Below are 24857 nucleotides of genomic sequence, written 5' to 3'. Positions count from 1 at the left end.
CCGCCGAGCGGTGGTGCCGCCAGCGAAACGTACATATTGCTACCGCGTGACACTCCCGCTGTCAGCGACTGCGAAACCGTCGAACACGAATTTTTATTTCGGTTCTGAGTAAAAATCCCCGGCACGATTAAGTGACGCCGGGGCGAACGGGCTGGTATGGCTATCGAAACTATCCTGCTCGCGGTCGGCGCGGGCGACGCCGAGCGAATCGACAGACTCGCCGAGGAGACAATCGACGTGGCCGGACCGACCGGCGCGACGGTCGTCATCGGGCACGTTTTCACGAGAGACGAGTACGACGAGGCGCTCGACAACCTCGATTTCGACATCACGGCCGAGGAGGTCTCCGCGGACGACGTGGCCCGACGACACGCCATCGTCCGAGAGCTCACGCGGCGCTTCGACGACGCGGACATCGACTACGTCGTCCACGGCCGAGTCGGCCACCACGGCGAGAAGCTCGTCGAACTCGCGGGCGAGGTCGACGCCGACCGCCTCATCGTCGGCGGTCGAAAGCGCTCGCCGACCGGTAAGGCCGTCTTCGGCAGCGTCGCACAGGAGGTCATGCTCGAATCGTCGTGTCCCGTGACGTTCGTCCGCGCGGACACCAAGTGACGGCGTAACGGACGAGCGCCGGCGAGACCACCGACTCGACCGGGTTTCGCAGGCAACTACATATCTTAGCGCGCCGTCATCTCCCGCATGGACCACTCCATCGATTACCGCCCGTCGTTCGCCCTCCTCACCGTCTCGCTCGACGAGGGCGAGTCGCTCCGGTCGGAGGCCGGCGCGATGGTCAGCTACTCCGACGGCATCGACATCGAGACGAACGCGAAAGGCGGCCTCTTCGGGTCGCTCAAGCGGAGCGTCCTCGGCGGCGAGTCGTTCTTCCAGAACACGTTCAGCGCGCGGCAGGCGGGCGAGGTCTCCTTTGCGCCCCCGCTTCCGGGCGACATCGTCCACCACCGCCTCGAAGACGAGACGCTCTTCGTGCAGTCCGGGTCGTACATCGCCTCGGACCCCGCGCTCGACCTCGACACCTCCTTCGGCGGGGCGAAGACCTTCTTCGGGAGCGAGGGGCTGTTCCTGCTCAAACTGACCGGCACCGGCGACAGTTTCCTGTCGAGCTACGGCGCCATCCACGAGGTCGAACTCGGCGAGGGCGAGCGTTACACGGTCGATACCGGCCACATCGTCGCCTTCGACGAGACGACGAGCTTCTCGGTCGAGCGCGTCGGCGGCCTGAAGTCCACCCTGTTCAGCGGCGAGGGGCTCGTCTGTACGTTCACCGGACCGGGAACCGTCTGGATACAGTCGCGCAGCATGGAGTCGTTCCTCTCGTGGCTCATCCCCAAGCTCCCGACCAACAACTCCGCGTAGGCGGCGGCCGCCGACTTACATCGCGGCGAGTAAATCTACCGAGAATCCCGCTTAGTTAAGTGGAGGGCGCATCGCTATGGGAACGATGGCGTACTACGTGGGCGTCGACCTGGGGGCGACGAACGTCCGTTCCGTGGTGGGCGACGACGATGGAACTATCCTCGGGGAGGCCCGTGACAACACTCCGCGCGGCCCGACCGGAATCGCGGTCACCGAGGCGGTCCTCGGCGTCGTCCGCGAGGCGTGTGCCGAGGCGGGTATCGACCCGAGCGACGCGGTCGCGGCCGGCATCGGTGCTATCGGCCCGCTCGACCTGGCCGAGGGCGCGGTCGAGAACCCGGCGAACCTACCGGACACCATCGACCGCATCCCGCTGACCGGTCCCCTCTCGGTGCTCTTGGAGACGGACGAGGTGTACCTGCACAACGACACGAACGCCGGGGTCATCGGCGAGCGGTTCCACTCCGACCGCAACCCCGACGACATGGTGTATCTCACCATCTCCTCGGGTATCGGCGCGGGCGTCTGCGTCGACGGGCACGTCCTCGCCGGTTGGGACGGCAACGCCGGTGAAGTCGGCCACCTGACGCTCGACCCGAACGGCTTCATGACGTGCGGGTGCGGCCACAACGGTCACTGGGAGGGCTACTGCTCGGGGAACAACATCCCGAAGTACGCCCGCGAACTCCACGAGGAGGACCCGGTCGACACCGCACTCCCCGTGTCGGACCCCGATTTCTCTGCGGTCGACGTGTTCGAACACGCCGGCGAGGACGAGTTCGCCGACCACATCATCAACCAACTGGGCCACTGGAACGCGATGGGCGTCGCCAACATCGTCCACGCGTACGCGCCGCTCATCATCTACGTCGGCGGCGCGGTCGCGCTCAACAATCCGGACCTCGTGTTAGAGCCCATCCGCGAGCAGATGAGCGAGATGGTCATGTCGAACATCCCCGAAATTCAACTGACGACGCTCGGCGACGAGGTCGTGGTCGAGGGGGCGTTGGCGAGCGCGATGACCGGTGGGACTGGCGACCGCTCGCGGCTGTGATGCGGCGAGGATTCGCCAGTTCCGGCGCAGGTGGCACCGGCGACCGGTCTCGACTGTAACGCGGTGCTTCGCTTCTCCGCCCCGAGTTATCTCGATTGATACTCGGTGGCGCACTCTTATAACCCCGGTCGAGAAACGCGATGACGTGCACCCGACGACGCCGAGTCGCTCGGCGCGCCGGTCGGCGCGTTCCCGTTCTCGTCGAACCGAACGGTGCACGGGCGTTCCACCGGAAGCCTAGAACGGGACTGGTCGACAACCCCCACCACCATCGTCGACCGACCGACGCCGACGGGGTACCCACACCCACCCACCCACCCACCCACCCATCCCCGCCGGCGTCGCTTCAGTTCTCACGCAACCCAGTGCAGACTGAGCGGTCCCCGCTTTCCCCCGGTTCCCGGGCCCTCCCGCTACCCAAGGACCTCCGTCCGATTTTTCTCCTCGGCACTCTCAGACTCACCGTGGACCGCCGCCAGTTCCTCCGCTCCATCGGCGCGAGCGCGGTCGCCGCCACGACCGTCTCCGTCGCCGGTTCCCGCCCCGTCACCGCCCACCCCGGTCCCTTCGAGCCGCTGGGTCGAATCGACATCGACGGCGCGAAAGAGGCCGTGGTCTCCGCCGACGGCCAGACCGCCTTCGTCGCCGCGACCAGCGGCTACGCCGTCGTCGACATCTCCGCGCCCGACCGCCCCGAACTCCTCGCCGAGCGCCGCGACCCGCTTTCCGACCGCGAGGACGGTCCCTTCCGCGGCATCTACGACGTGAAGCTCGACGGGGACACGCTCCTCGTCGTCGGCCCGGCCAACCCGATACTGGGCGCGCCGGCGGGCGTCCTCGTCGTCGACGTGTCCGACCCCGCGACCCCCGAGGAAATCGCCTTCCACGAGACGGAGTTCCCCATTCACAACTGCTTCGCCGCCGACGGGCGGGCGTACCTCACCGCCAACGACGGCGACCGGAACCCGCTGGTCGTTCTCGACACCGACACCGGCGACGAACTCGGCCGCTGGTCGGTCGTCTCCGCGGACGACCGCTGGGCCGACGTACCCGCCTCGGTCCGGTCCGTCCACGACGTGTGGGTCCGCGAGGGAGTCGCGCACGTCGCCCTCTGGGACGCCGGGACGTGGCTCGTCGACCTCTCGGACCCCGCGTCGCCCTCGGTCCTCGGGTCGGTCTCACCCGGCGACCCCGAGGAGCTGTCGGGGTTGGGTGCCCGCGACCGCCACCGCGAGGGGCGGACGCCGCCCGGCAACCACCACTACGTCGCCACCGACGACTCGGGCGACCTCCTCGGAGTCGGCATCGAGTCGTGGGCCGTCGAAGTCGAGCGCGACGACGGGACGACCGACCTCGTCGGCGGGCCGAGCGGCGTCGAACTCTGGGACGTGTCGGACCCCGCGAATCCGACGATACTCTCGACCATCGAGCCGCCGACCAGTCCGGACCCGACGGTCGGCGGCGTCTGGACCACGGCGCACAACTTCGACTTCCGCGACGACAGGCTCTACACCTCGTGGTACCGCGGCGGCGTCAAGCGCCACGACGTGTCGGACCCGACCGACCCCGTCGAACTCGCGTGGTGGCGCGACCCCGAGCGCGCGAGTTTCTGGACCGCGCGGTACGCCTATCCCTTCGCCGACGAGGGCGTGTTCGTCGCGTCGAGTTGGGGCGTCGGCGACGCGTCGCCCGCGCTCTACACGTTCCCCGACCACGCCGGCGACCAGCGCGACCCGCCGACGCTCGGTCCCGAGACGACCACCGAATCGCTCGTCAACACGCCGACGCCGACCGCGAACGAGACGACCGCGCCCGAACCCGGAGACGAGTCGTCGGAATCGACATCGACGACCGACGCGCCGGGGTTCGGACTCGGTGTCGGTGCGGCGGCCCTCGGCGTCGCCGGCTGGTTGGCCCGTCGTCACCGGCGGCGCGACTGAGGGCGGCGCGACTGCGGGCGACCGGCTCAGACGCCCGACGCGCCGGTTTACCGGCTTCCGTGGTTCCCCCGCCGAATCTATCACGAACGACCGAGACAGCCTTTCTCTCGCCGGCCGGCGCGTTGGGAGAACCGTTTCATTCTAATCCGTGGGGTTCGAAGCGTCGGGGTATGAGCGACGAGTCGGAGAGCCTCAAAGAGCGCGTCGAGACGTGGATGGTCGGCCAGATGCCCATCATCCAGATGCACGGCGGCAACAGCGTCGTGCGCAAGGCCGATGCGGAATCGGGGGAAGTCGTCGTCGAACTCGGGGGCGCGTGCGCCGGGTGCGGCATCTCGAACATCACCGCCCAGAACATCCAGTCGGACCTCATCATGACGTTCGACGAGATTACCGACGTGCAGGTCAAGGTCCCCAGTTCCGGCGACCACGGCAGCAGCACCGTCGAGGGCGGCCGCGGCGGCGAACTGCAGTACGGCGACGAGGGACCGGGTCACTTCTAACCCCCACCTTTTTCACGGGGTCCTCGGCAACTTCGTTGCCTCGAACCCCGCCAAAAAATCTGGACCAAAAAAGGCGGCTACTCTCTTCGGTCGTAGCCGTGGTTCCCTCCAACACTAGCACCCCGCCCCGCTATTCTCGATACGTATCCAGCCGTGTCGACCGTGTGAATAGATTGGTCGTCCTCGCGCTCGCTCACCTCGTTGCCCTCGCGGGGTGTTCGTCTGCCAGTCCAGTTATCGACCTATCGACGACTCCCGCCACCACGACGACTGAGTCCTCCCCGGCAACGACGACTGACCGTCTTCCGAAGTTGCTACGCCTCCCCCGACAGCGCCGACTCCAGACTCGACGCCACCGACCGCGCTTTTTCGGCCAACTCCTCGGAGATGTGGCCGGCCTCGACGGCTTCGTCGAGTTCGTCGTCGTCGACCCGCTCGACCGTCCCGTCGGCGTGTTTCACCACGTCAACGTGGAGGTCGACGTACCGAATCTGGTCGGGGAAGCACTCGACGGGCGTGCAGATGTTGACGTAGGTGCCCTTGACACCGCCGTCGGAGTCGCGGTACACCGTCGGGTACCACCAGCGCCCCTCGCGGAACTTCGTGACCGCCACGTCGCCGGACTCGCGGTCGACGCCGAGGGCGTCGTAGGTGCCGCCGCCGGTCATGCCGCGCCGGAGTTCCACCGTTCCCTCGGGGTCGCGGTCCGTCACCTCGCCGGAGCCGAGCGTGATGAGCCGACCGTCCGGCTTCCCGTGGCCGATTTCCACGTCGTCGCCTTCCAGCGGGCCGAACTGCGCGGTCACCACGTCGAAGGGGAACTCGCCGTCGCCGACCGACTCGCAGAGCGACTCCGCGAGGTCGACGCCGGCGGAGGCCTTCGGCGAGGCGGCCTTCGTCCGGTGGTGGCCGGGCATCGTCGTCTCGACGGCCCGGCGCTGGGCGTCGAGTTCGAACCGGGTCTCGCGGCCGAACCAGACCCACGTCGTCGCGGTGGGAGCCGCGACCGCCCGCGGGGCGTCGACGGGTTCGGAGAGCGCGTCATCGAGTTCCGCGGCCACCTCGGCCGCCCGGTCGAGCGCGTCGTTCAGGGCGCTCATGTCGGCGTCGACGGCGTCGCGGTGCCAGCGGATTCCCCAGCCCTCGGGCGGGTCGCCGCCGAGGAGGTCCGTCATTCCCGCCAGTTCGCGGGCTGCGGCCTCGTCGCGGGTGTCGACGCGGACGCCCTCCGAATCGGGGTCGAGCGTCGCCAGCCCCGCGACGGCGCGGACGTCGCCGGTCAGTTCGGCGCGGCGGGAGTCCCACGGCGGGGCCGACTCGGCGACCTGCACGCGGACCTCGTCGCCGACTTCCACGTGCCCGTCGAAGTCGCCGTACGAGAGGTAGCCCTCGGCCTCGCCGAGGTCGCAGACCGCGCCGCCGCCGAGGGTGTCGGTCACGCGGGCGTCGAACACCGCGCCGGTCGGGGCGGGGTCGTCCCACGCGAAGGTGTCGATGCCGAGCTCGGTGAGTCGCTCTGTGGCCGTCGCGACCGCCTCGGGCGCGCCGGTCGCGCCGACGCCCTGTCGGTTCCGCGTCGTCTCGACCGACACGTCGTGGTCCGACGAGTCGAACTCGGCGTCGAAGCGCTCCCGAATCGGGCCGGACGCCTGCACCACGTCGTGGCCGTCGTCGAGGAAGACGCCCGTGAGCGCGGTGGCGTAGATGCCGCGGACGCGGACCCTCATAGCTCGTCGGGGTCGCGGGCGAAGGTGACGCGAGCGTCGACCGTCGGGCCGAGCGTCAGTTCGATCTTCTTCTCGCTGAGCACGCGGCCGCCCTCGATGGGGACGCCCCACGAGTCGAACTTGAGGTAGCCGCGGAGGTCCGCGCCGTGGGTGTAGAGGTCGACGTGGTCGACGGCGTGTTCCTGCACGTCACTCGCGCTGTGGGCCATCTCCATGTCCGAGTAGACCGTCCCGCCGTCGCCGAAGAACGCGGCGATGGCGTCTGCGTCCGATTCGACTGCGTCGCTCACGAGGTCCGACGCGGCCCGGAGGTCGTCGGTGTCGAGGCCGACCTCGCGGAGCGCCGCCTGTTCGCGGGGGTCGAAGTGCATACCCGCCCTTCGGAGCGGAGGCATTAACGTCGTACGGTCGGCAGTCGGTCGCTGGGCCGGACGAACGGTCGCCGGCCAGCCGACTATTGACCGTTCAGCCGGTCGGCCGCGGGGTGCCGTGGCCGAAGCTATTACCAGATGCGATACCCTTTATGCCACGTGATGGACCAGCAGGACCCAGTCGAGCAGGCGTCCGACGGCTCGGACGACCTCTACGACATCGCCACGTGGGAGGAACGAACCTCGGTTGACGGGCTCGCGGTCGCGCTCTACCGGGTGCTGGTCGCGTCGACCCGCGCGGTGGTCGTCCTCGCCGCGTTGCTCATCCTCGTCGGTATCGGCGGCCTCTCGGCGCTCACCGACCCGCAGGTCGGCGCGCTCACCCTGCTTTCGGCGCTTCCGGCGCTCGCGCTCGCGGGCTACGTCTACTACTCCGACGTGACCCAAAACGAGCCGCTGTCGATGCTCGTGGTGACGTTCCTCCTCGGCGTCCTCACGGCCACGTTCGCCGCGATTCTCAACTCGCTTCTGAGCAACGTCGGTCAGACTATCGCGGCCAAGTTCCAGCTGTCTATCGGCTTCCTCGGCAGTATCGTGTTCTACTTCCTCGTGGTCGGTCCGGTCGAAGAGACCGTCAAGCTCCTCGCGGTCAGGCTGTACGCCTACTCCCACGACAGTTTCAACGCCGTCATCGACGGCGCGGTCTACGGCGCGATGGCCGGTCTCGGCTTCGCCACCATCGAAAACGCCCTGTACATCACTCGGAACCTCACCTCGTCGGGACTCGACGTCGGGTCCGGCGGCGTCGGCATCATCGCCGCCGGCGGGACGATTACCGCGGTCCGAGCGCTCGCCGGTCCGGGCCACGTCATCTACTCGGCCATCGCCGGCTACTACCTCGGCCTCGCCAAGTTCAACAAGGAGAACGCCGGGCCCATCGTCATCAAGGGCCTCATCCTCGCGGCGCTCGTCCACGCGACGTACAACTCGACGGTCGGCCTCGGCTCGTCCGTCATCGCGGGGATAACCGGCATCGGTGGTCTCGCGGCCTTCCTCGTCTACGTCATCATCTACGACGGCATCTTCGGGCTCTACCTCATCGGGAAGCTCCGCAGCTACAGTCAGGCCTACCACAGCGCTCACGCGCCCGGGCCGAGCGCGGCGTCGTTCGCGTCGGAGCAGACGGAGTTCGAGGACTGAGCCGGCGACGGCGCGGGAACGTACGAAACGAAAGAACCGGTCGCCCTACTCGGCGACCAACCGCTCGGCGTAACCGTCGAGCATCGACTCGACGTACTTCGCCACCACGTCGACCTCGACGTGAATCGGGTCGCCGACCTCCTTTTCCGAGAGCGTCGTCAGGTCGTAGGTCGTCGGGATGATGGCCACGGCGAAGGAGCCCTCGCGGCGGTCGGCCACGGTGAGGCTGATGCCGTCGAGACACACCGAGCCCTTCTGGACGACGTACTTCGCCAGCGACTCTGGGAGGTCGAACTCGAAGAACCAGTCGTCGCCGACGCGCTCGACGTTCGCGACCGTCGTCGTGCCGTCGACGTGGCCCTGGACGATGTGGCCGTCGAAGCGGTCGTCGGCCGCGAGGGCGCGTTCGAGGTTGACGCGGTCGCCCTCGACCGCGTCGCCGAGGTAGGTCTTCTCGACGGTCTCCGCCGCGAGGAACACCTCGAACCAGTCGTCGCCGAACGCCTCGACGGTCAGACAGACGCCCGAGACCGCGATTGACTGGCCGTGGTGGAGGTCGTCGAACGCGAGGTCGGTGCGGATGCGGAGGCGGCGACCGCCGTCGGTGTCGGCCACGTCGACGATTTCGCCCGGCCCCTCCACGATTCCCGTGAACATACCCGCGGCTTCGGACGGGTGAAGTTAATGCCTATCGTTTCCGTTCTCTATCACGTTTCTGTGACACTCTCGCCCATACAATTTTACGCCCGTCGTCCGGAGAGTCGGTATGGACGTTCTGGCCCGACTGCGGAGCAGTTTCGTCACCGGTCTCATTCTCGTCACCCCGCTGGCCGTGACCGTGTTCGTCCTCCAGTTCGCGTTCAACCGAATCACCGCCGCGCTCCGTCCGGTCGTCCGTCAGGTGTCGCCATTCCTCGCCGAGGCGCTCAACTACTCCGGCGACATCGTCTTCATCTCGCAGGTGTTGTCGGCGCTCATCATCGCGGTGGCCGTCTCGCTTCTCGGCTACCTCGCGTCGATGAGCCTCGGCCAGCGGCTCTTCGGGAGCTTCGAGCGCGGCGTCCGGCTCCTCCCGCTCGTCCGCACCATCTACTTCGGCGTCCGGCAGGTCTCCGAATCGCTCACGGAACCGACCGCCGGCTACGACCGCGTGGTGTTGGTCGAGTACCCGCGCGAGGGGCTGTTCTCCATCGGCTTCGTCACCAACGAGGCTCCCCCGTCGGTCTCGGCGGTGTCCGACGACGAACTCTTCACCGTGTTCGTCCCGCACAGCCCGAACCCGACCGCCGGGGCGCTCATCATGGTCTCGCCCGACGAGATTCGCGAACTCGACATGCCGGTCCGCCGGGGTCTCAGACTGCTCGTCACCACGGGCCTGAGCGTCGACGACCCCGAGACGCTCCCCTCGGGACCGGCGGCCTACGACCCGTCGAACGGCGACGGCGTCCGCGACGGTGTCCGGTCGGAGTCTGAGCAGCGACGGAACGCGGGCGAGACCCAAAAGCGAGCCGAGTGAGTCGCCGCGGCGGCCTCACAGTCCCCAGATGAGGACGATTCCGGCAGTCGTGACGACCGTGAGTAACAGTTGGAGCGGCGCGCCGACGCGGAGGTAGTCGGTAAAGCGGTAGCCGCCGGGACCGTACACCATCAGGTTCGTCTGGTAGCCGATAGGCGTCATGAACGCCGTGCTCCCGCCGAAGGTGACCGCGATGGCGAAGCCGAAGGGGTCGGCACCGAGGCCGAACGCGGTGTCGATGGCGACCGGCAACAGGAGGACGACGCTGGCGACCGGCGTGATGACGTTCGCCAACAGCCCCGTGAGCAGGTAGAACGCGGCGACCACGACGACGACGGGCAGGTAGGTCGCGGCGACGCCGACGAACTCCGAGAGCAGCGCGACGCCGCCGGTCAGTTGGAGCGCCCGACCGAGCGGGATGACGCCCGCGAGCAGGAAGATGACGTTCCAGCTCACCGCGTCGTAGGCGTCGCTCGCCGACAGACAGCCGAGCGAGACCATCGCGGCGACCCCGCCGAGCGCGGCGATGGCGATGGGGACGACGCCGAGGGCGGCCAGTCCGATGACCGCCGCGATGACGGCGAACGCGCGGAGCGCCGTGGGCGACAGCTCGCCGTTGTCCTCGATGAACTCGTCGGCGACCTCGCTCGTCACGACGAAATCGCCGCTGTCGCGGAGGTACCGCGCCGTCTCGTTCGTCGTCTGGAGGAGCAGCGAGTCGCCGACCTGGAGGTCCACGTCTCGGAAGTGCTCGCGGATGAGGTCGCCGCCGCGCCGCCGGACCGCGAGCACGGTCGCGTCGTACCGCTCGCGGAGTCGCGCCCCGCCGATGGTCTCGCCGACGAGTCCTGACTCGCGGGGGACGACGAGTTCGACGAGCGCCACGCGGTCGGGAAGGTCGAGTTCGGCGTCGGTGACCGACGCGCGCGGGAGGAACCGCAGGTCCGCGAGGTCGCAGAAGCGCCGAATCGTCGCCGGGTCGCCCCGGATGGTCAGGATGTCCCGCGACTCGACCTCGCGGTCGGAGTCGGCGGCGATGAAGTGCTCGCCGCCGCGGAGCACGTCCAGGATGTCGACGTTGAGGTCGCGGTAGGTGTCGTCGGAAACCTCGCCCGCCGGGATGCCGACGAGCGGCGACCGCGCGGGGACGAGCACGCGGGCGAGAAACGGCTCGACGCCGTAGTTGCCGGTTCGGTTCCCGGGCTCGATTCGCTCGGGCAGGAGCCGCGGCGCGACCGTCAGCAGGTAGCCCGCGCCGACGACGAACACCACCGCGCCGAGGGGGGTGAACGTGAACATCGAAAACGGCGGCAACCCGGTCGCCTCGGCGTAGGCCTCGCTGGCGACGAGGTTCGTCGCCGTCCCGACGAGCGTGAGCGTGCCGCCGAGCATCGAGGCGTAGGAAAGCGGGATGAGGAGCTTCGACGGCGAGACGTTCGCCTGGTCGGCGAGGTCCGAAACCATCGGGATGAACACCGCCACGACCGGCGTGTTGTTCACGACGCCCGCGATGGGGCCGGTGAGGCCGACGACCGCGCCGAGCAGTCGGTTCTCGCTTCCGTTCGTAAAGGACGCGACCGCGTCGCCGAGGACGCGAATCGCGCCGGTCTGTCGAATCCCCTCGCTGAGGGCGTACATCGAGAGGATGGTGATGGTCGCGGCGCTCGAAAACCCCGACAGCCCCGTCTGGAGGTCGACCCCGGTCCACGGTTCGAGCACGACGAGCGCGACGATGACGCCGATTGCCGTCACGTCCGGCGGGGCCGCCTCCGTCACGAAAAGCGCCATCGTGACGACGACGAGACCGAAGACGACGAGCATCCCGGACGTGATGGCGACCATGCGGGCAGTCGATTCGGAGGCGGCTTAATCCTACCCCGCGAGACTGTCGGCCGCGGCGACGGGTCGTTCGGTTCTCCACGAGCGAGAACGCCCCCGTTCATCGCCGGTCGCGACGCTTTTAGTCGCCCGCGGAGTACCCTCGGGCGATGCGACTCGGAATCTTGGAGATGGTCGGTCTCGCGGCGACTCTCATCTTCGCCATCCCCGTCGGCGGCTTCGGACTCACGCTCCTCGCCGACGGCCAGACCGTCTTCGGCGGCGCGATGCTCCTTCTCGCGGTGCTGATGGTCGCGCTCCCGAAGTTCCTCACCATGCCGCAGGACATCCCCTCGCTCGCGGCCGAGAAAGTCATCGGCGGCGTGGCGAAAGAGCCGGACGAAGAGGAGTAACTACCAGCGACTCGGGTCGAGACCGGTCGGCGCGTCGCCGAGCAGTCGCGGCCCGTCTTCGCCGACGACCAGCACGTCGGTCAGCTCGACTCGCCCGTGGTCCGGGTGCGTGACCGCGGACCGAACCCGAAGGACGTTGCCGGCGACGAGTTCTCTATCGCCGTCGAGCGGCGGGTCCTCGCGGGCCGCGAGGCCGATGCCGCCGCCCACGTCTCTCGTCACCTCGTCGGCCATCGAGAAGCCGAACGCGGCGGTCTCCGCGCGGAGTTCGCTCCCGAGGAAGCCGGCGTCGTCGCCGGGGTCGGCCTCGACCAGACTGACCTTTCTGGCGGCGTCGCAGGCGACGTGCGCCCGGCGCTCCCACCCGCCGTCGGGGTCGACGACGAACGTGCGGGCCAGCGCGCCGCGGTAACCTGTCGGCCCGCGCGGGCCGACCGAGACGACTACCGGTTCGCCCGGCCGGAGTTCGACCGGTTCGTTCCCGTCGCCTCGGGTTCCCGCGCGGACCGTCGTCGCGCCCGCGGAACCGACGCCCTCGGCCGCGAGCGTCGCGTTCACCTGTCGGCGGAGTCGCTCGGTCGACAGCGGCGCGCCGTCCCAAGAGAGGACGGCTTCGCCGTCGTCGTCGCGGTCGTCACCCACGCGGCCGCCGTCGCGGTCGTCGGCCGCTTCGACCGTCGCCGCCGACAGTATCGCGGCCGCGCGACCGACGCCGCGGGTCGCCGCGCGCTGGGCGGCCTCGATGGCGTCGCGCTCGTCGTCGTCTTTCACCGCGCGGGCGTCTTCGACCGCCGGGGTCGACGCGAGGTCGTAGCCCGTCGCTTCGAGGTGGAGCGCGGCGTCGTGCGGAATCGTCTGCGGCGCGAGGACGGTCCCTTCGGAAGCGGCGTGTTCCGCGAGGACGGCCGCGGCGGCCTTCCCCGGCGGCCTGTCGTCGACGCGGACCGAGGCGACCGGGAGGGACGGCGGTTCGACGGTCGAGGGCACTCGAAGATGCGTCTCGCCGGCGACGCGGACGAACACGAGGTCGGCGTCGAAGTCACGACCCGTGAGGTAGCGACTCGTCGGGTCGGGGCCGCGGGGGACGGCGACGAAGCCGACGGCGTCTCGCTCGTCGACGGCGGCGTCGATGGCGTCGCCGCCGCGAGGTCTCCCTCGCACGGGACGTTACGCCTCGGGTTCGGGCGCGGGCGGTTCCTGCGCGTCGTCGACGAGCTCCTGTGCGGGGTCCTCGCGAATCTCGTTGTGGAGGAGGACGCTGATGGGGAGCGTCGGCGCGCCGGTGACGAGGTTTTCGAGGACGATGAGGCGCTCTCTGGCGCGGGACATCCCGACGTAGAAGACGCGGCGCTCGTTGTCGGTGATGAGCGGGACGGGGCTCGTCGTCGCGGTGAACTCCTCGATGCCGCGGGCTTCGAGCTCCTCGTCGGAGACGGAGGCGGCCATCTGCTCGACGACCTTCTCGGTCAGGTCGGTCGCCATGAACACGTGGTCGGCCTCGCGACCCTTCGCGGAGTGGATGGTGCCGACGCGGACGCGGCTGGGGTCCATCCCCTCGTAGTCGCCGCCGAAGTACGCGTTGACGGACTTGCGCTGGAAGCTCGTCACCTTGCGCACCATGTCGCTTGCGGACGCGCTGTCGGGGGCGAAGGGCGCGAAGTTCTTGATCTCCTTCGGCGTGAACTCGATGTTCGTGATGTCGTCGACGCCGGCTTCCTCCTGTCTGTCGTCGATGGCGTCGAAGAGGTCGTCGCGGTCGTTCGTGCCGAACGCGGAGTCCTGAAGCATGTCGGCGAGCCGGCGGGCCTCCAGCCCGTCGACGGGCTCTTCGGCCTCCAGCGCCTCGACCGCGCGGACGTACTGCGTGAGCCGGTCGGTCCACATGCGCTGGTCGGTCAGCGTCGAGAAGGGGATGCCCGACGGCAGGAACTCATCGATGAACTGGAACATCTGGTAGCGCGCGCGGAACAGCACCATCACGGTGCCCTCGTCTTTCTCGACGGTGTAGCGGACGTTCCGGGCGAGTTCGAGCATCGACGGGCTCTCGACGGCCTCGACCGCGCCGCCTTCCTTGCGGGGCTTGAGGTCCTTCTCCTGTCGCTTGTCGATGTGGCGAATCTCCCGGTTGACGACGTTGAGGACGTTCGACGGGAGTCGGTAGGAGTTCGGGAGAATCTCGTCGTTGTCGCGTTCGGCGTCGAGGAGGAGGTTCGGGTCCGCGCCCTGCCACGCGTAGACGACCTGGTCGTCGTCGCCGGCGATGAGGACGCCTCGCATGTGGGGCTTCCACTCCTCGTACACGTCGTACTGGAGGGTCGTGATGTCCTGGAACTCGTCGATGACGAGGTAGTCGACGTTGGGGACGAGCGCGCGCTGCTTGACGCGTTCGAGCATGTCAGCGAATCCGACCAACCCGTGTTCGCCCTTGTAGGCGCGCCACGCGCGGATGGCCTCGGGGATGTCGATGCGGTCGTCGTCGGAGGGCCACGTCGGCGTGTACTTGTTTCCTTCCTGCGCGTTCGGGTCGACCTCAGGCGGGAGGCGGACCTCCTCGACGTTCCACTGGAACGGCACGTCGTACCAGTCGGAGACGTCGCGGCGGGTGCGCTGGAGCCACTGGCTCGTGGCGATGACCTTGTTCCCGATGGTGGTCGAGCGAGCGGTCCGACGGCCCGCGCCGCCGTACTCGTCTTCGAACTCGATGCCGTAGTCCTCGCAGAACTCCTGTTTGTCGTTCTCGCCGACCACGTCGTTCCGCGAGAGGCTCAGCAGTTCGTACGCCTTCGCGTGCATCGTCGAGACGTTCCCCTTCAGCGACCGCGGGTTGATGTCGAGACGCTCCGCGAGCCGGTCGCGGACCTCGGCCGCCGCGGCTCGAGTGTAAGAGACAACGAGAATGTCGCGGATGGTGACGCCGTCTTGTTCGAGAATCTCCTCGACCTTGTCGAGCAAGGCCGTGGTCTTCCCGCTTCCCGGGCCGCCGAACAGCCGGGTGACGGTCACGTCGGATTCGCTCATTGTGCACGTTCACGGCCTTATCGGTGATAAGCGACGTGCTTCGGACGAGGGCGAACGCGCCCGGAGTAGTGTAACTCGCCGGGCGTTCGCGGACGGCTCACCGAACGGGTGAGAAACCGTCGAGAACAGGTGCTTGTGGCTTGGTCAGTTCGGACGCGTCAGGCCTCCGGCACCCACCCGCAGACGGAGCAGGTCGCCGCGCCCATGTCGTGCAGGGCCCCGCAGTCGGGACACTGCAGCTTGTTATAGGATCGGTCCCAGCGTACCGGTTCTGTCTCGTGACCGCGGTCGGTCAAGAACTGGTCGAACAAGTCGTCACTGGGTGCTGAGGCCATACGTGGTATGATATGGCATACCCCTATTTAGTTCCTGCGACGACTCCGAAGCGTCGAAAATCGGGGGACTGCGGCGGACTGTCAGTCTCGCCTACAGGTCGTACAGCGACCCGTACTTCGACTCGACGTAGCCGAGGAAGTCGTCGGCGGCGAAGTCCTCGCCGGTGGCCCGCTTCACGAGGTCGTTGGTCTCGTAGCGCCGGCCGTGCTGGTGGACGTTCTCGCGGAGCCACTCGCGGAGGTCGCCGAACTCGCCGTCGGCCAGTTTCCCGTCGAGGTCGTCGATGTCCTCCTCGGCGGCCGAAAACAGTTGGGCGGCCATGATGGAGCCGAGCGAGTACGTCGGGAAGTAGCCGAAGTTCCCGTACGCCCAGTGGATGTCCTGCAGACAGCCCTCGGAGTCGGTGTCCGGGCGGATGCCGAGGTACTCCTCGTACTTGTCGTTCCACGCCTCCGGCACGTCCTCGACGGCGAGGTCGCCGGCGATGAGTTCGCGTTCGAGTTCGAACCGGATGACGATGTGCAGGTGGTAGGTCAGCTCGTCCGCCTCGACGCGGATGAGGTTGTCGTCGTACACCTGATTAGCCGCCTCGTAGGCCTCCTCAACCGTCGCGTCGACCTCGGGGAACCGCTCTTCGAGCGTGGGCAGGAAGTGCCGCCAGAAGGCCCGCGAGCGCCCGACGTGGTTCTCCCAGAGCCGCGACTGCGACTCGTGGACCGAGAGGTTGCGGTTCTCGCCGAGCGGCGTCGCGTAGTGCTCGTCGGGCAGGCCGAGGGTGTACAGCGCGTGGCCGAACTCGTGGACGGTCGAGAACAGCGACCCGAGCACGTCGGAGTCGTCGTAGCGGGTCGTCACGCGGGCGTCGAACTGCGTCCCCGACGAGAACGGGTGCGGGGCGGTGTCGAGGCGGCCGCGCTCCCACGGGTAGCCGAGCGTCGAGAGCGCGTCGCGGACGAGCGCCTCCTGGTCTTCCTCGGGGAACTCGCCCTCGAAGGCGTCCACCGCGAGGTCGACGTCGGACTCGCGGATGTCATCTATCATCGGGACGAGCACCTCGCGCACCTCGGCGAGAATCTCCTCGGCCTGTTCGAGGGGGAGACACGGCTCGTAGTCCTCGAACAGCACCTCGTAGGGGTCGCGGTCGGGGTCGATGTGCTCGGCGTACTGCCGCTTCAGTTCGACGTGCTTCTCCAGATGCGGCGCGAACGTCTCGAAGTCGTCTTCGGCCTTCGCCTGCTTCCACGCCGGGATGGCCTCCGACGACGCCGCGGAAATCTTCTCGACGAGGTCGTTCGGCACGCGGGCCGCCCGCTCGTAGTCGCGGCGGAGTTCGCGCAGCACGTCGGCCTGCTCGTCGGTCGGGTCGTCGGCCTCGGCCGCGTCGAGCAGGTCGCCGAACTCGTCGTCGGTCAGGAGTTCGTGGCTCAGCGCCGACAGCGCCGACATCTGCTGGGAGCGCGCGGGCGTCCCCTCGTCGGGCATCATGACCTGCTGGTCCCACGAGAGGATGCCGCCGGCGTTCTCGACGTTGGCGATTCGCTTGTACTTCTGGAGAAGTTGTTCGTACGCCGACTCCGAGTCGGACTCTGCGGAGGATTGCGCCATGGTACGAATGGTGGTCTCGGAGGCGTATTAAATCGCAGGAGCCGGTTATCCGTGGTGGGCTTTTGATACGCGGTTGTCGCTTGTCGCTCCGTCCTCGGGGATACCGCAATCGCCCCCGCCGTAACGGCCGCGGTCGATACCACCGCGAAAGCCCCCGCGAGCGACGACTCCCGCGGCGACGCGCGCTCCTCGGCCTCCGGCCTGCGGTGCTCACGCCGCCGGGGTTCGCCCTCGCTCGCGGCCCCTTTCAGTCCCGCCCGGTGGTTTGTCGGGAGTCGTCGTCGTGGGTGGGGTGTTCAGGCGTCGTCGCCGGCGGATTTGACCGCTCTCACCAGTCTTCAACGAGGTCACGGTACGTCTCGTAACACCGCGCCAGCACGTCGAGCGACACGCTCTCGTCTTTCGTGTGCGCCTCGCCGGGTTCCGAGGGGCCGTAGACGACGCAGGTCGTCCCGGCCTGCGCCAGCCACCCGGCGTCGGTCGCGTGGGGCTTCGTCGTCTGCTCCGGCTCTGCGTCGCCGCGGGCCTCGTGGACCGACCGGGCGGCGTCGAGGACGCGCTCGGCGAAGTCGGCGTCGTCGCACGCCATCGGCGGGAGGTCCTGTTCGACGACCCACTCGACGCCCTCGATTGCTTCCGTCCGGGCGAGGTCGGCGAAGCCGCCGGGGACGGTCCGCTCGTCGATGGTCACCTCGCAGCGGTCCGGGATGACGTTCCACGCGCTCCCGCCGTCGATTTCGGTGACGGCGATGCTCCCCGAGACGGGGTGGCCGAGGACCTCGGCGTCCGGCACCGAGAGGTCGCGGACCACGTCCACGGCGTCGGTCGCGCGGTAGACGGCGTTCTCGCCGCGCTCGGGTTCGCTGGCGTGGCAGGCGGTCCCCGACGCGACGAGGGTGCTCGCCCGGCGGCCGCGGTGGGCGACGACCACGTCGGTCCGGTCGGGGCCGGTGTAGTTCGTCGACCCCTCGGCGACGACGGCGTAGTCGAGTTCGAAGCCGTCGTCGAGGGCGGCGCGGACGCCTTCCCCGCCGATTTCCTCGCCGACGAACGAGGCGAAGACGACCTCTGAATCGGCCTCGGCGGCGGCGTCGCGGAAGGCGAGCATCGAGGCCGCGACGGCCCCTTTCATGTCCGCCGAGCCGCGGCCGTAGAGTCGGCCGTCGCGGGTCTCGACCACGTAGTCGCCGTCGTCCGTCGTCTGTCGGTCGGCCGGCGGGACCACGTCGTGGTGGCCGACGAGCGCGAGCGACTCGCCGACGCCGGGATTGACGCGGGCGACGACGTTCCCCGCGTCGTCTCTGGTCACGCCGGCGTCGGTCTCCTCGCGGAGCCACGATTCGATGCGGTCGCCGACGGCGGTCTCGTCCTCGTGACTCGGCACCGACACGAGGGCCGCCGTGAGGTCGCGGAGTTCGTCCATGCCGGCCCCTCGGGGGGTCGCTTCAAAAGCGTGTGGCGTCCGGCAGTCCGCGCGCGGCCCGCCGCGCCGGAGGACGACTGCCGCCGCTCGGCACCCCCGCGTTATCAAAATACGAGAATGCACGGGCCGGCTTATTGTGCGTTCCCCGCACGTCCGAGTATGCGACTCGTCTCGACGTACGAACGGTTGCTCTGGGGAAGCATGGACGCGCTCGGAATCTCGGATTCGGTCGAGAGAAAGGTCGTCGCAGCCGTCGCCATCCAGTTCGCGGTCTCGCTCGCACAGGCCGCGCTCCCGTGGGTCGCGACCGGCGCGCTCCGACTCGAACTCTCGGCGCTCTTCCTGTTCGGTGCCGGCCTCGCGTTCGTCAACACGATTATCATCACGCGAAAAGACATCGTCTCGCCCATCGAGTCCATCTCGTCGGCGGCCGCGGGCGTCGCGGCGGGCGACCTCTCGGCCCGGCCCCCGGGCGTGCCCGGGAACGACGAGGTGGCCCGCCTTGCCGACGACTTCGGCGCGATGCACGACCACCTCTGTATCGTCGCCTCGCAGGCGGGCGCGCTCGCCGACCAGCGGTTCGACGACCCGGCGCTCGACGAGGACCTGCCGGGCGAGTTCGGCGACGCGCTCGACCGGATGCAGCGCGACCTCGCCGACTACACGCGCAACCTCCAGCACCTCGTGGAAGCGTTCGCCGAGGCGACCTCGCGGGCGCAGGCGGGCGACCTCACCGCCACCATCGACACCGACGACTGGGGTGTCGACGACGAGCGATACGAGGAGGTCGCGGCGACCTACAACGACCTCGTCCGCACCCTCTCGTCGACCATCGGCGAGGTGCAGTCGTTCGCGCAGGCGGTGTCGGAGATGAGTTCGACCGCCCGCGAGCACGTCCGCCGGGCCGACGCCGCCAGCGAGGAAGTCGCCGCCTCGGTCACCGAAATCTCCGACGGCGCGGGGGCGCAGACCGAGCACCTCCAGACCGTCTCCGACGAACTCAACACGCTCTCGGCGACCGTCGAGGAGATAGCCGCCTCCGCGGACGAGGTCGCCACCACCGCCGAGACCGCCTCCGAGCGCGGCGAGGTCGGCCGGGACGCGGCGACCGAGGCGATGCGGGAGTTGGACACCGTGGAGGCCCGAATCGACCGCACCGCCGACGCGGTCGCCGAACTCACCGAGAGCATCGAGGAGATAGACGAAATCGCGGCGTTCATCGACCACGTCGGCTCTCAGACCGACCTGCTCGCCATCAACGCGGCCATCGAGGCCGCCCACGCGGGCGAGGCCGGCGACGGCTTCGGCGTCGTCGCCCAGGAGGTCAAGTCGCTCGCCGAGGAGACCCGCGACTCGGCCGACGAGGTGTCCGGCCTCATCGCCGACATCACCGACCACTCCGAGGAGACGCTCGCCGACGTGCGGGAGATGAACCGGCAGGTCGCCGACAGTTTGGAGACCGTCACCGAGGCCATCGGCGAGTTCGAGAGCATCGTGGACATGGTGACGGACATCGACGCCAGCGTGGCCGAGGTGAGCGCCGCGACCGACCAGCAGGCAACGTCGGCGGCGGACATCGCCGCCCGCGTCGACGACGTGGCCAACATCTCCGAGGAGACCGCCGGCCAGTCGCGGACCGTCGTCGAGACGGCACGGGAGCAGTCCACGTCCATCGGCGACCTCGCGGACCAGACCGAGGTGCTGTCGTCGCGGGCGGCCGACCTCGACGGCCTCGTCGGGTCGTTCGAAGTCATCGGCGGGAGGCGAGCGGTCGCGCCCGGCGACGACTGAATCGAAGTCGAGAGCCGCGGTACCACCCGCCGCCCCGTCGGCGGTGTCACCGCTTTTATCTACAACCTTATCCGTCACCCGCCCAAACCCACGCGCATGAAGATAGTGCCGGACACGAGCGCGGTCATCGACGGTCGCGTGTCCGAGCGAGTCGACGACGGCACCTACGAGGGTGCCGACGTACTCGTCCCCGAGGCGGTCGTCAGCGAACTCGAATCGCAGGCCAACGACGGCCGTGACACGGGCTGGGAGGGCCTCTCCGAGCTCCAGCGTCTCGCGGAATTCGCCGACGACGGCGTCATCGACCTCAAGTACGTCGGTCGCCGCCCGAGCTCCGGCGAGACGAAGGGTGCCGGCGAGGGCGACATCGACGCGCTCATCCGCGACATCGCCACCGAGCGGTCGGCGACGCTCCTGACGAGCGACGTGGTGCAGGCCGAAGTGGCGAAGGCGAAGGGCGTCTCGGTCGAGTACGTCGAGGCCGCGGTCCGCGGCTCCGGCGGGCTCATCATCGAGCGCTTCTTCGACGACCAGACCATGTCGGTCCACCTCAAGACCGACACCCGCCCGAAGGCCAAACGCGGCGCGGTCGGCGAGATGCACTACCAGCCAATCGCCGACGAGCCGACCGACGAGGCGACGATGAAGGAGTGGGCCGACGACATCGTCAACTCCGCCCGCGCCGCCACCGACGGCTTCGTCGAACTCTCCGAGCCGGGCATGGACATCGTCCAGTTCCGCGACTACCGCATCGCGGTCGCCCGCCCGCCGTTCGCCGACGGCATCGAAATCACCGCCGTCCGGCCCATCGTCAAGACCGAGCTCGACGACTACGAGTTCGCCGACGAACTCCGCGACCGACTCGCCGAGCGCCAGCGCGGCGTCCTCATCGCCGGGTCGCCCGGTGCCGGGAAGTCCACGTTCGCGCAGGCGGTCGCCGAGTTCCTCAACGACAGCGACTACGCGGTCAAGACGATGGAAAAGCCCCGCGACCTGCAGGTCGGCCCCGACATCACCCAGTACACCGCCCTCGGCGGCGATATGGCGAAGACGGCCGACTCCCTGCTCCTCGTGCGCCCGGACTACACCATCTACGACGAGGTCAGAAAGACCGAGGACTTCTCGGTGTTCTCCGACATGCGCCTCGCGGGCGTCGGCATGGTCGGCGTCGTCCACGCCACCCGCGCCATCGACGCGCTCCAGCGCCTCGTCGGCCGGGTCGAACTCGGCATGATTCCGCAGGTCGTCGACACCGTCGTCTACATCGAGGACGGCGAGGTCCACACGGTGTACGACGTGAGCACCGAGGTCAAGGTGCCCGAGGGCCTCTTCGCGGAGGACCTCGCCCGCCCGGTCATCCAGATTCGGGACTTCGAGACCGGCACGCCGGAGTACGAGATTTACACGTTCAACCGGCAGGTCGTCACCGTCCCGCTCGGCGAGGGCGGAGAAGAGAAAGAAAGCGGCGTCTCCCGGCTGGCGAAACAGGAGATCGAACGCGAGATTCGCTCCATCGCCCGCGGCCACGTCGACGTCGACCTGAAGGGACAGAACCGCGCGGTCGTCTACGTCGAGGAAGACGACATCTCCTACGTCATCGGGAAGGGCGGCGGCCGCATCTCGGACGTCGAAGACCGCCTCGGCATCGACATCGACGTGCGGACCCACGACGAAAAGCCCTCGTCGTCGGGCCAGCACGCGGGCGCGAACGCCGGCGGTCAGTCCGGCGCGTCCGGTTCCGGCGGCGGGGCCGGCGGGGCCGGCGAGGGCGTCGTCGTGACGCCCGAGGTCACCTCGCGGCACGTCATCGTCCGGATGGACGGCCACGTCGGCGAGACCGTCGAGGTCCGCGCGGACGACGAATACCTGTTCACGGCGACGGTCGGCCGCGGCGGGGACATTCAGGTCTCGCGCGGCAGCGCCATCGCCGAAGAACTGGAGAACGCTATCGATAGAAAACAGCAGATTACGGTCGTTCCGGCCTAGGAGAACGGCCGAATCGTCGTTTTCGTCGTCTGTCGGTCGTTTTCGACCGGGGCGACGCGTCGCAACTGGTCTCTTCCGACACCGACTGCGAAGCGTGCGGTGGTTCCGCGGCGGTTCTAGTTACTCGGCGCAGCAGGCCTTTTCCTTGCCGCCGTCGGCTTTGGCCTGCGCCTGCTGCGGCGCGAGATCGGTCAACTGATAGAGGTTCTGTCGGGCGTCGGCGAAGTAGACGTCCTCGTCGACGATACCGATTCCCTCGAGTCGTTCGAGCGCGTAGCGAACGGTTCGCGCCGAGAGCATCGACTCTTCGACGATGCCTTTCTGGGTGAGCGGACCGTTGTATTCGAGCACTTTGAAAACGAGCTTCGCACTCGGTGGGAGGTCGTCGAGACTCTCCTCTTCTGTTCCAGCCATCGTTACGAATCGAAACGCGCTACCAGCATAAACCTTGTTGGCCCGCGACCGGCCGACAACGCTTTATCCGCGCGGCGGCGGCAGGAACGAACGCCTTTTGACGCCGGATATCGCAGAGGAACACATGGCCACGGAAACGCAGACCGGTCTCTCCAGTCATATTCGAGGAGTGACGGTCACGACACTCTCCTGCCTCGCCGGCATCGCCGCCGCGGTGCTCTCCGGGGCTGTGGTGGGGACGAGTCCCGAGGCCGCGACCAATCAGTTGGCCGTGGGTATCCTCGGGGCGTTCGTCCTCGTCCAGTTCCCGGTGCTTCGCGTCGTCGGCGTCGACGTCAACGGGTTCGGCGCGAAGGACTACCTCTACGTGGTGTTCATGACCTTCGCGCTCTGGTTCATCACGTTCGCCATCCTCCTGACTTCGGGTGTTCAGATCTAACGATGGCCGACGATAGTATCGCCGTCGTCGACTTAGACCGGTGTTCCCCCGACCGCTGTAGCTACGAGTGCTCGAACTTCTGTCCGCCGAACCGGACGGGCAAAGAGTGCATCACGCTCCGCGGCGAGGACGCCGAGCAGGGCGGTCCCGACCAGGTGCGAATCTCCGAGGAAATCTGCCTCGGCGAGACCTGCGGCATCTGCGTCGAGAAGTGCCCCTTCGATGCAATCGAAATCATCAACCTCCCCTCGGAGCTCGACGAGGAGCCGACCCACCGCTACGGCGAGAACGCTTTCTCGCTGTACGGCCTTCCGGTCCCCGAGTCCGGCTCGGTCACGGGTATCCTCGGACCGAACGGCATCGGGAAGACCACAGCCGTCCGCGCCCTCGCAGGCGAGATGGTCCCCAACCTCGGCAACTACGGCGACGAGCCGACGTGGGAGGCCGTCCTCGACCGCTTCCGCGGGACCGAACTCCAGAACTACGTCGAGCAGGTCCGCGACGGCGAGGTCTCCATCGCGCGCAAGCCGCAGTACGTCGACCAGATTCCCAAGCAGTTCGACGGCTCGGCCCGCGACCTCCTGGAGGCGACCGACGAGCGCGGCGCGCTCGACTCCTACATCGACCGCCTCGACATCGGTCCCGTCGTCGACAACGACATCGAGACGCTCTCCGGCGGCGAGCTTCAGCGGGTCGCCCTCGCGGCGACGCTCGCCCGCGACCGCGACTTCTACTTCCTCGACGAGATTTCGCCGTACCTCGACATCGGCCAGCGCGTCACCGCCGCGCGGCTCATCCGCGAACTCGCGGAGGAAGAAGACCGCGCGGTGCTCGTGGTCGAACACGACCTCGCCATCCTCGACCTGCTCGCCGACACGCTCCACGTCGCCTACGGTGAGCCCGGCGCGTACGGTGTCATCACCGACCCCAAGTCGGTCAGAAACGGCATCAACGAGTACCTGAAGGGGTATCTCTCGAACGAGAACATGCGCATCCGCCCGGAGGCAATCACCTTCGAGGAGCACGCGCCGCGCGAGACGACGAAGGCCGAACCCCTCGTCGAGTACCCCGAACTCGCCAAGTCCTACGGCGACGGCGAGTTCTCCCTCGACGTCGAGGCCGGCACCATCTACAACGGCGAAGTGCTCGGCATCGTCGGCCCCAACGGCATCGGGAAGTCCACGCTCGCACAGCTCTTTACGGGCGACCTGACGCCCGATATGGGCGAACTCGACTTCGCGCTCGACATCTCGTACAAGCCGCAGTACATCGAAATCGACCAGCCGATGCGGGTCGACGCGTTCCTCTCGTCTATCACCGACCAGTTCGGTTCGTCGTACTGGAACACCGAAATCGCGAACCCGCTCCAGCTCAACCGCATCATGGAGCGCAACCTCACCGACCTCTCCGGCGGCGAGCGCCAGCGCGTCGCCATCGCGGCGTGCCTCTCGCAGGACGCCGACCTCTACCTGCTCGACGAGCCGTCGGCCCACCTCGACGTGGAACAGCGCGTGCAGGCCACCTCGGCCATCCGCCGCTACGCCGAGAACCACGACGCGACGGTCATGGTCATCGACCACGACATCTACATGATGGACCTGCTCGCGGACCGCCTGATGGTGTTCGACGGCGAGCCGTCCATCGAGGGCCACGCCTCGAAGCCCCAGGAGATGCGCGACGGCATGAACGACTTCCTGTCGGACCTCGACATCACGTTCCGCCGCGACGAGCGCACCCAGCGCCCGCGCATCAACAAGCCCGACTCGCAACTCGACCGCGAGCAGAAGCGCGCCGGCGAGTACTACTACGCCGAATAGCGAGCCGTTCGCTCGCGTTTCCACCCCTCCGTTTCTCCGTTCTTCGCTCCCTCACCCTCGGTTACGCCTCGCGCCGCGAGTGACTCCGATGTTACTACGGGCGTTT

The 24857-nt window shown here is 68.3% G+C and carries 22 protein-coding genes; 12 read left to right on the top strand and 10 right to left on the bottom strand.

The features are described from left to right. Window positions 1-156: 156 nt before the first annotated feature. From DEQ92_RS06955 to DEQ92_RS06935, 5 genes are all read left to right on the top strand, one after another. Window positions 157-615: a universal stress protein gene (locus tag DEQ92_RS06955; protein WP_004973529.1), complete on the top strand. Its 459-nt coding sequence runs from the start codon at window positions 157-159 to the stop codon at window positions 613-615. Between the two features lie 87 nt (window positions 616-702). Continuing rightward, window positions 703-1380: a TIGR00266 family protein gene (locus tag DEQ92_RS06950; protein ID WP_004973527.1), complete on the top strand. Its 678-nt coding sequence runs from the start codon at window positions 703-705 to the stop codon at window positions 1378-1380. 85 nt (window positions 1381-1465) lie between these two features. Then, the gene (locus DEQ92_RS06945) at window positions 1466-2434 is read left to right on the top strand and encodes an ROK family protein (RefSeq protein WP_004973524.1); all 969 of its coding nucleotides are present in this window, start codon (window positions 1466-1468) and stop codon (window positions 2432-2434) included. 464 nt (window positions 2435-2898) lie between these two features. Further along, entirely contained in the window at window positions 2899-4374 is a 1476-nt protein-coding gene (locus DEQ92_RS06940) for an LVIVD repeat-containing protein (protein WP_115804468.1), read from the top strand. Window positions 4375-4544: 170 nt separating this feature from the next. Next, window positions 4545-4877 carry a NifU family protein gene (locus tag DEQ92_RS06935; protein WP_004058105.1) on the top strand — a complete coding sequence of 111 codons (333 nt, stop codon included), beginning with the start codon at window positions 4545-4547 and terminating at the stop codon, window positions 4875-4877. 314 nt (window positions 4878-5191) lie between these two features. Here the strand turns inward: DEQ92_RS06935 and DEQ92_RS06930 are convergent, their stop codons facing one another. After that, complete coding sequence (locus DEQ92_RS06930; RefSeq protein ID WP_115820603.1) at window positions 5192-6604, bottom strand: DUF402 domain-containing protein; 1413 nt, start codon at window positions 6602-6604, stop codon at window positions 5192-5194. Beyond that, window positions 6601-6975 carry a hypothetical protein gene (locus tag DEQ92_RS06925; protein ID WP_115820602.1) on the bottom strand — a complete coding sequence of 125 codons (375 nt, stop codon included), beginning with the start codon at window positions 6973-6975 and terminating at the stop codon, window positions 6601-6603. The genes DEQ92_RS06930 and DEQ92_RS06925 overlap by 4 nt, the downstream gene beginning before the upstream one ends. Before the next feature lie 162 nt (window positions 6976-7137). Here DEQ92_RS06925 and DEQ92_RS06920 point away from each other — a divergent pair, with 162 nt between their 5' ends. Continuing rightward, the gene (locus DEQ92_RS06920) at window positions 7138-8175 is read left to right on the top strand and encodes a PrsW family intramembrane metalloprotease (protein ID WP_115820601.1); all 1038 of its coding nucleotides are present in this window, start codon (window positions 7138-7140) and stop codon (window positions 8173-8175) included. Between the two features lie 45 nt (window positions 8176-8220). Here the strand turns inward: DEQ92_RS06920 and DEQ92_RS06915 are convergent, their stop codons facing one another. Continuing rightward, window positions 8221-8832 (bottom strand): riboflavin synthase, encoded by a 612-nt coding sequence (locus tag DEQ92_RS06915; RefSeq protein WP_004973513.1) that lies wholly within the window; start codon window positions 8830-8832, stop codon window positions 8221-8223. Window positions 8833-8941: 109 nt separating this feature from the next. Here DEQ92_RS06915 and DEQ92_RS06910 point away from each other — a divergent pair, with 109 nt between their 5' ends. Then, window positions 8942-9691 carry a DUF502 domain-containing protein gene (locus DEQ92_RS06910; RefSeq protein WP_004973511.1) on the top strand — a complete coding sequence of 250 codons (750 nt, stop codon included), beginning with the start codon at window positions 8942-8944 and terminating at the stop codon, window positions 9689-9691. A 15-nt stretch (window positions 9692-9706) separates the two neighbouring features. Here DEQ92_RS06910 and DEQ92_RS06905 read toward each other — a convergent pair whose 3' ends face one another. Then, complete coding sequence (locus DEQ92_RS06905; protein WP_004973510.1) at window positions 9707-11533, bottom strand: SLC13 family permease; 1827 nt, start codon at window positions 11531-11533, stop codon at window positions 9707-9709. A 146-nt stretch (window positions 11534-11679) separates the two neighbouring features. On the opposite strand from DEQ92_RS06905, the gene DEQ92_RS06900 reads away from it, so the two are divergent. After that, a complete protein-coding gene (locus tag DEQ92_RS06900) occupies window positions 11680-11922 on the top strand; it encodes a hypothetical protein (protein WP_004973507.1) in 243 nt (80 codons plus the stop codon). On the opposite strand, the gene DEQ92_RS06895 is transcribed toward DEQ92_RS06900, so the two are convergent. The 5 genes from DEQ92_RS06895 to DEQ92_RS06880 form a co-directional block, all read right to left on the bottom strand. Then, a complete protein-coding gene (locus DEQ92_RS06895) occupies window positions 11923-13083 on the bottom strand; it encodes a Xaa-Pro peptidase family protein (protein WP_115820600.1) in 1161 nt (386 codons plus the stop codon). A gap of 6 nt (window positions 13084-13089) precedes the next feature. Beyond that, window positions 13090-14940 (bottom strand): UvrD-helicase domain-containing protein, encoded by a 1851-nt coding sequence (locus DEQ92_RS06890; protein WP_004973502.1) that lies wholly within the window; start codon window positions 14938-14940, stop codon window positions 13090-13092. 158 nt (window positions 14941-15098) lie between these two features. Beyond that, window positions 15099-15275, bottom strand: coding sequence for an HVO_0416 family zinc finger protein (locus DEQ92_RS24440; RefSeq protein WP_004973500.1), 177 nt, complete (start codon window positions 15273-15275; stop codon window positions 15099-15101). 91 nt (window positions 15276-15366) lie between these two features. Then, window positions 15367-16881: a carboxypeptidase M32 gene (locus DEQ92_RS06885; protein WP_115804471.1), complete on the bottom strand. Its 1515-nt coding sequence runs from the start codon at window positions 16879-16881 to the stop codon at window positions 15367-15369. A 328-nt stretch (window positions 16882-17209) separates the two neighbouring features. Then, complete coding sequence (locus DEQ92_RS06880) at window positions 17210-18304, bottom strand: M20 family metallopeptidase (protein ID WP_115820599.1); 1095 nt, start codon at window positions 18302-18304, stop codon at window positions 17210-17212. A gap of 159 nt (window positions 18305-18463) precedes the next feature. Between DEQ92_RS06880 and DEQ92_RS06875 the strand changes: the two genes are divergently transcribed. Next, window positions 18464-20095 (top strand): methyl-accepting chemotaxis protein, encoded by a 1632-nt coding sequence (locus DEQ92_RS06875; protein WP_115820598.1) that lies wholly within the window; start codon window positions 18464-18466, stop codon window positions 20093-20095. Window positions 20096-20191: 96 nt separating this feature from the next. Next, window positions 20192-22081: a PINc/VapC family ATPase gene (locus DEQ92_RS06870; RefSeq protein WP_115804473.1), complete on the top strand. Its 1890-nt coding sequence runs from the start codon at window positions 20192-20194 to the stop codon at window positions 22079-22081. Window positions 22082-22201: 120 nt separating this feature from the next. On the opposite strand, the gene DEQ92_RS06865 is transcribed toward DEQ92_RS06870, so the two are convergent. Continuing rightward, window positions 22202-22495 (bottom strand): helix-turn-helix domain-containing protein, encoded by a 294-nt coding sequence (locus tag DEQ92_RS06865; RefSeq protein ID WP_004044502.1) that lies wholly within the window; start codon window positions 22493-22495, stop codon window positions 22202-22204. 124 nt (window positions 22496-22619) lie between these two features. Here DEQ92_RS06865 and DEQ92_RS06860 point away from each other — a divergent pair, with 124 nt between their 5' ends. Both DEQ92_RS06860 and DEQ92_RS06855 read left to right on the top strand, forming a co-directional pair. Beyond that, window positions 22620-22934, top strand: coding sequence for a hypothetical protein (locus tag DEQ92_RS06860; protein WP_004973486.1), 315 nt, complete (start codon window positions 22620-22622; stop codon window positions 22932-22934). A 2-nt stretch (window positions 22935-22936) separates the two neighbouring features. Further along, window positions 22937-24751, top strand: a complete 1815-nt coding sequence (locus DEQ92_RS06855) for a ribosome biogenesis/translation initiation ATPase RLI (RefSeq protein WP_004973485.1) — start codon at window positions 22937-22939, stop codon at window positions 24749-24751. Window positions 24752-24857 lie beyond the last annotated feature (106 nt).

The sequence above is a fragment of the Haloferax sp. Atlit-6N genome (genome assembly GCF_003383195.1).
GTDB classification, from domain to species: domain Archaea; phylum Halobacteriota; class Halobacteria; order Halobacteriales; family Haloferacaceae; genus Haloferax; species Haloferax gibbonsii.
Note: the sequence above shows the minus strand (reverse complement) of the source record. Positions and strands in the feature narration are given on the sequence as shown.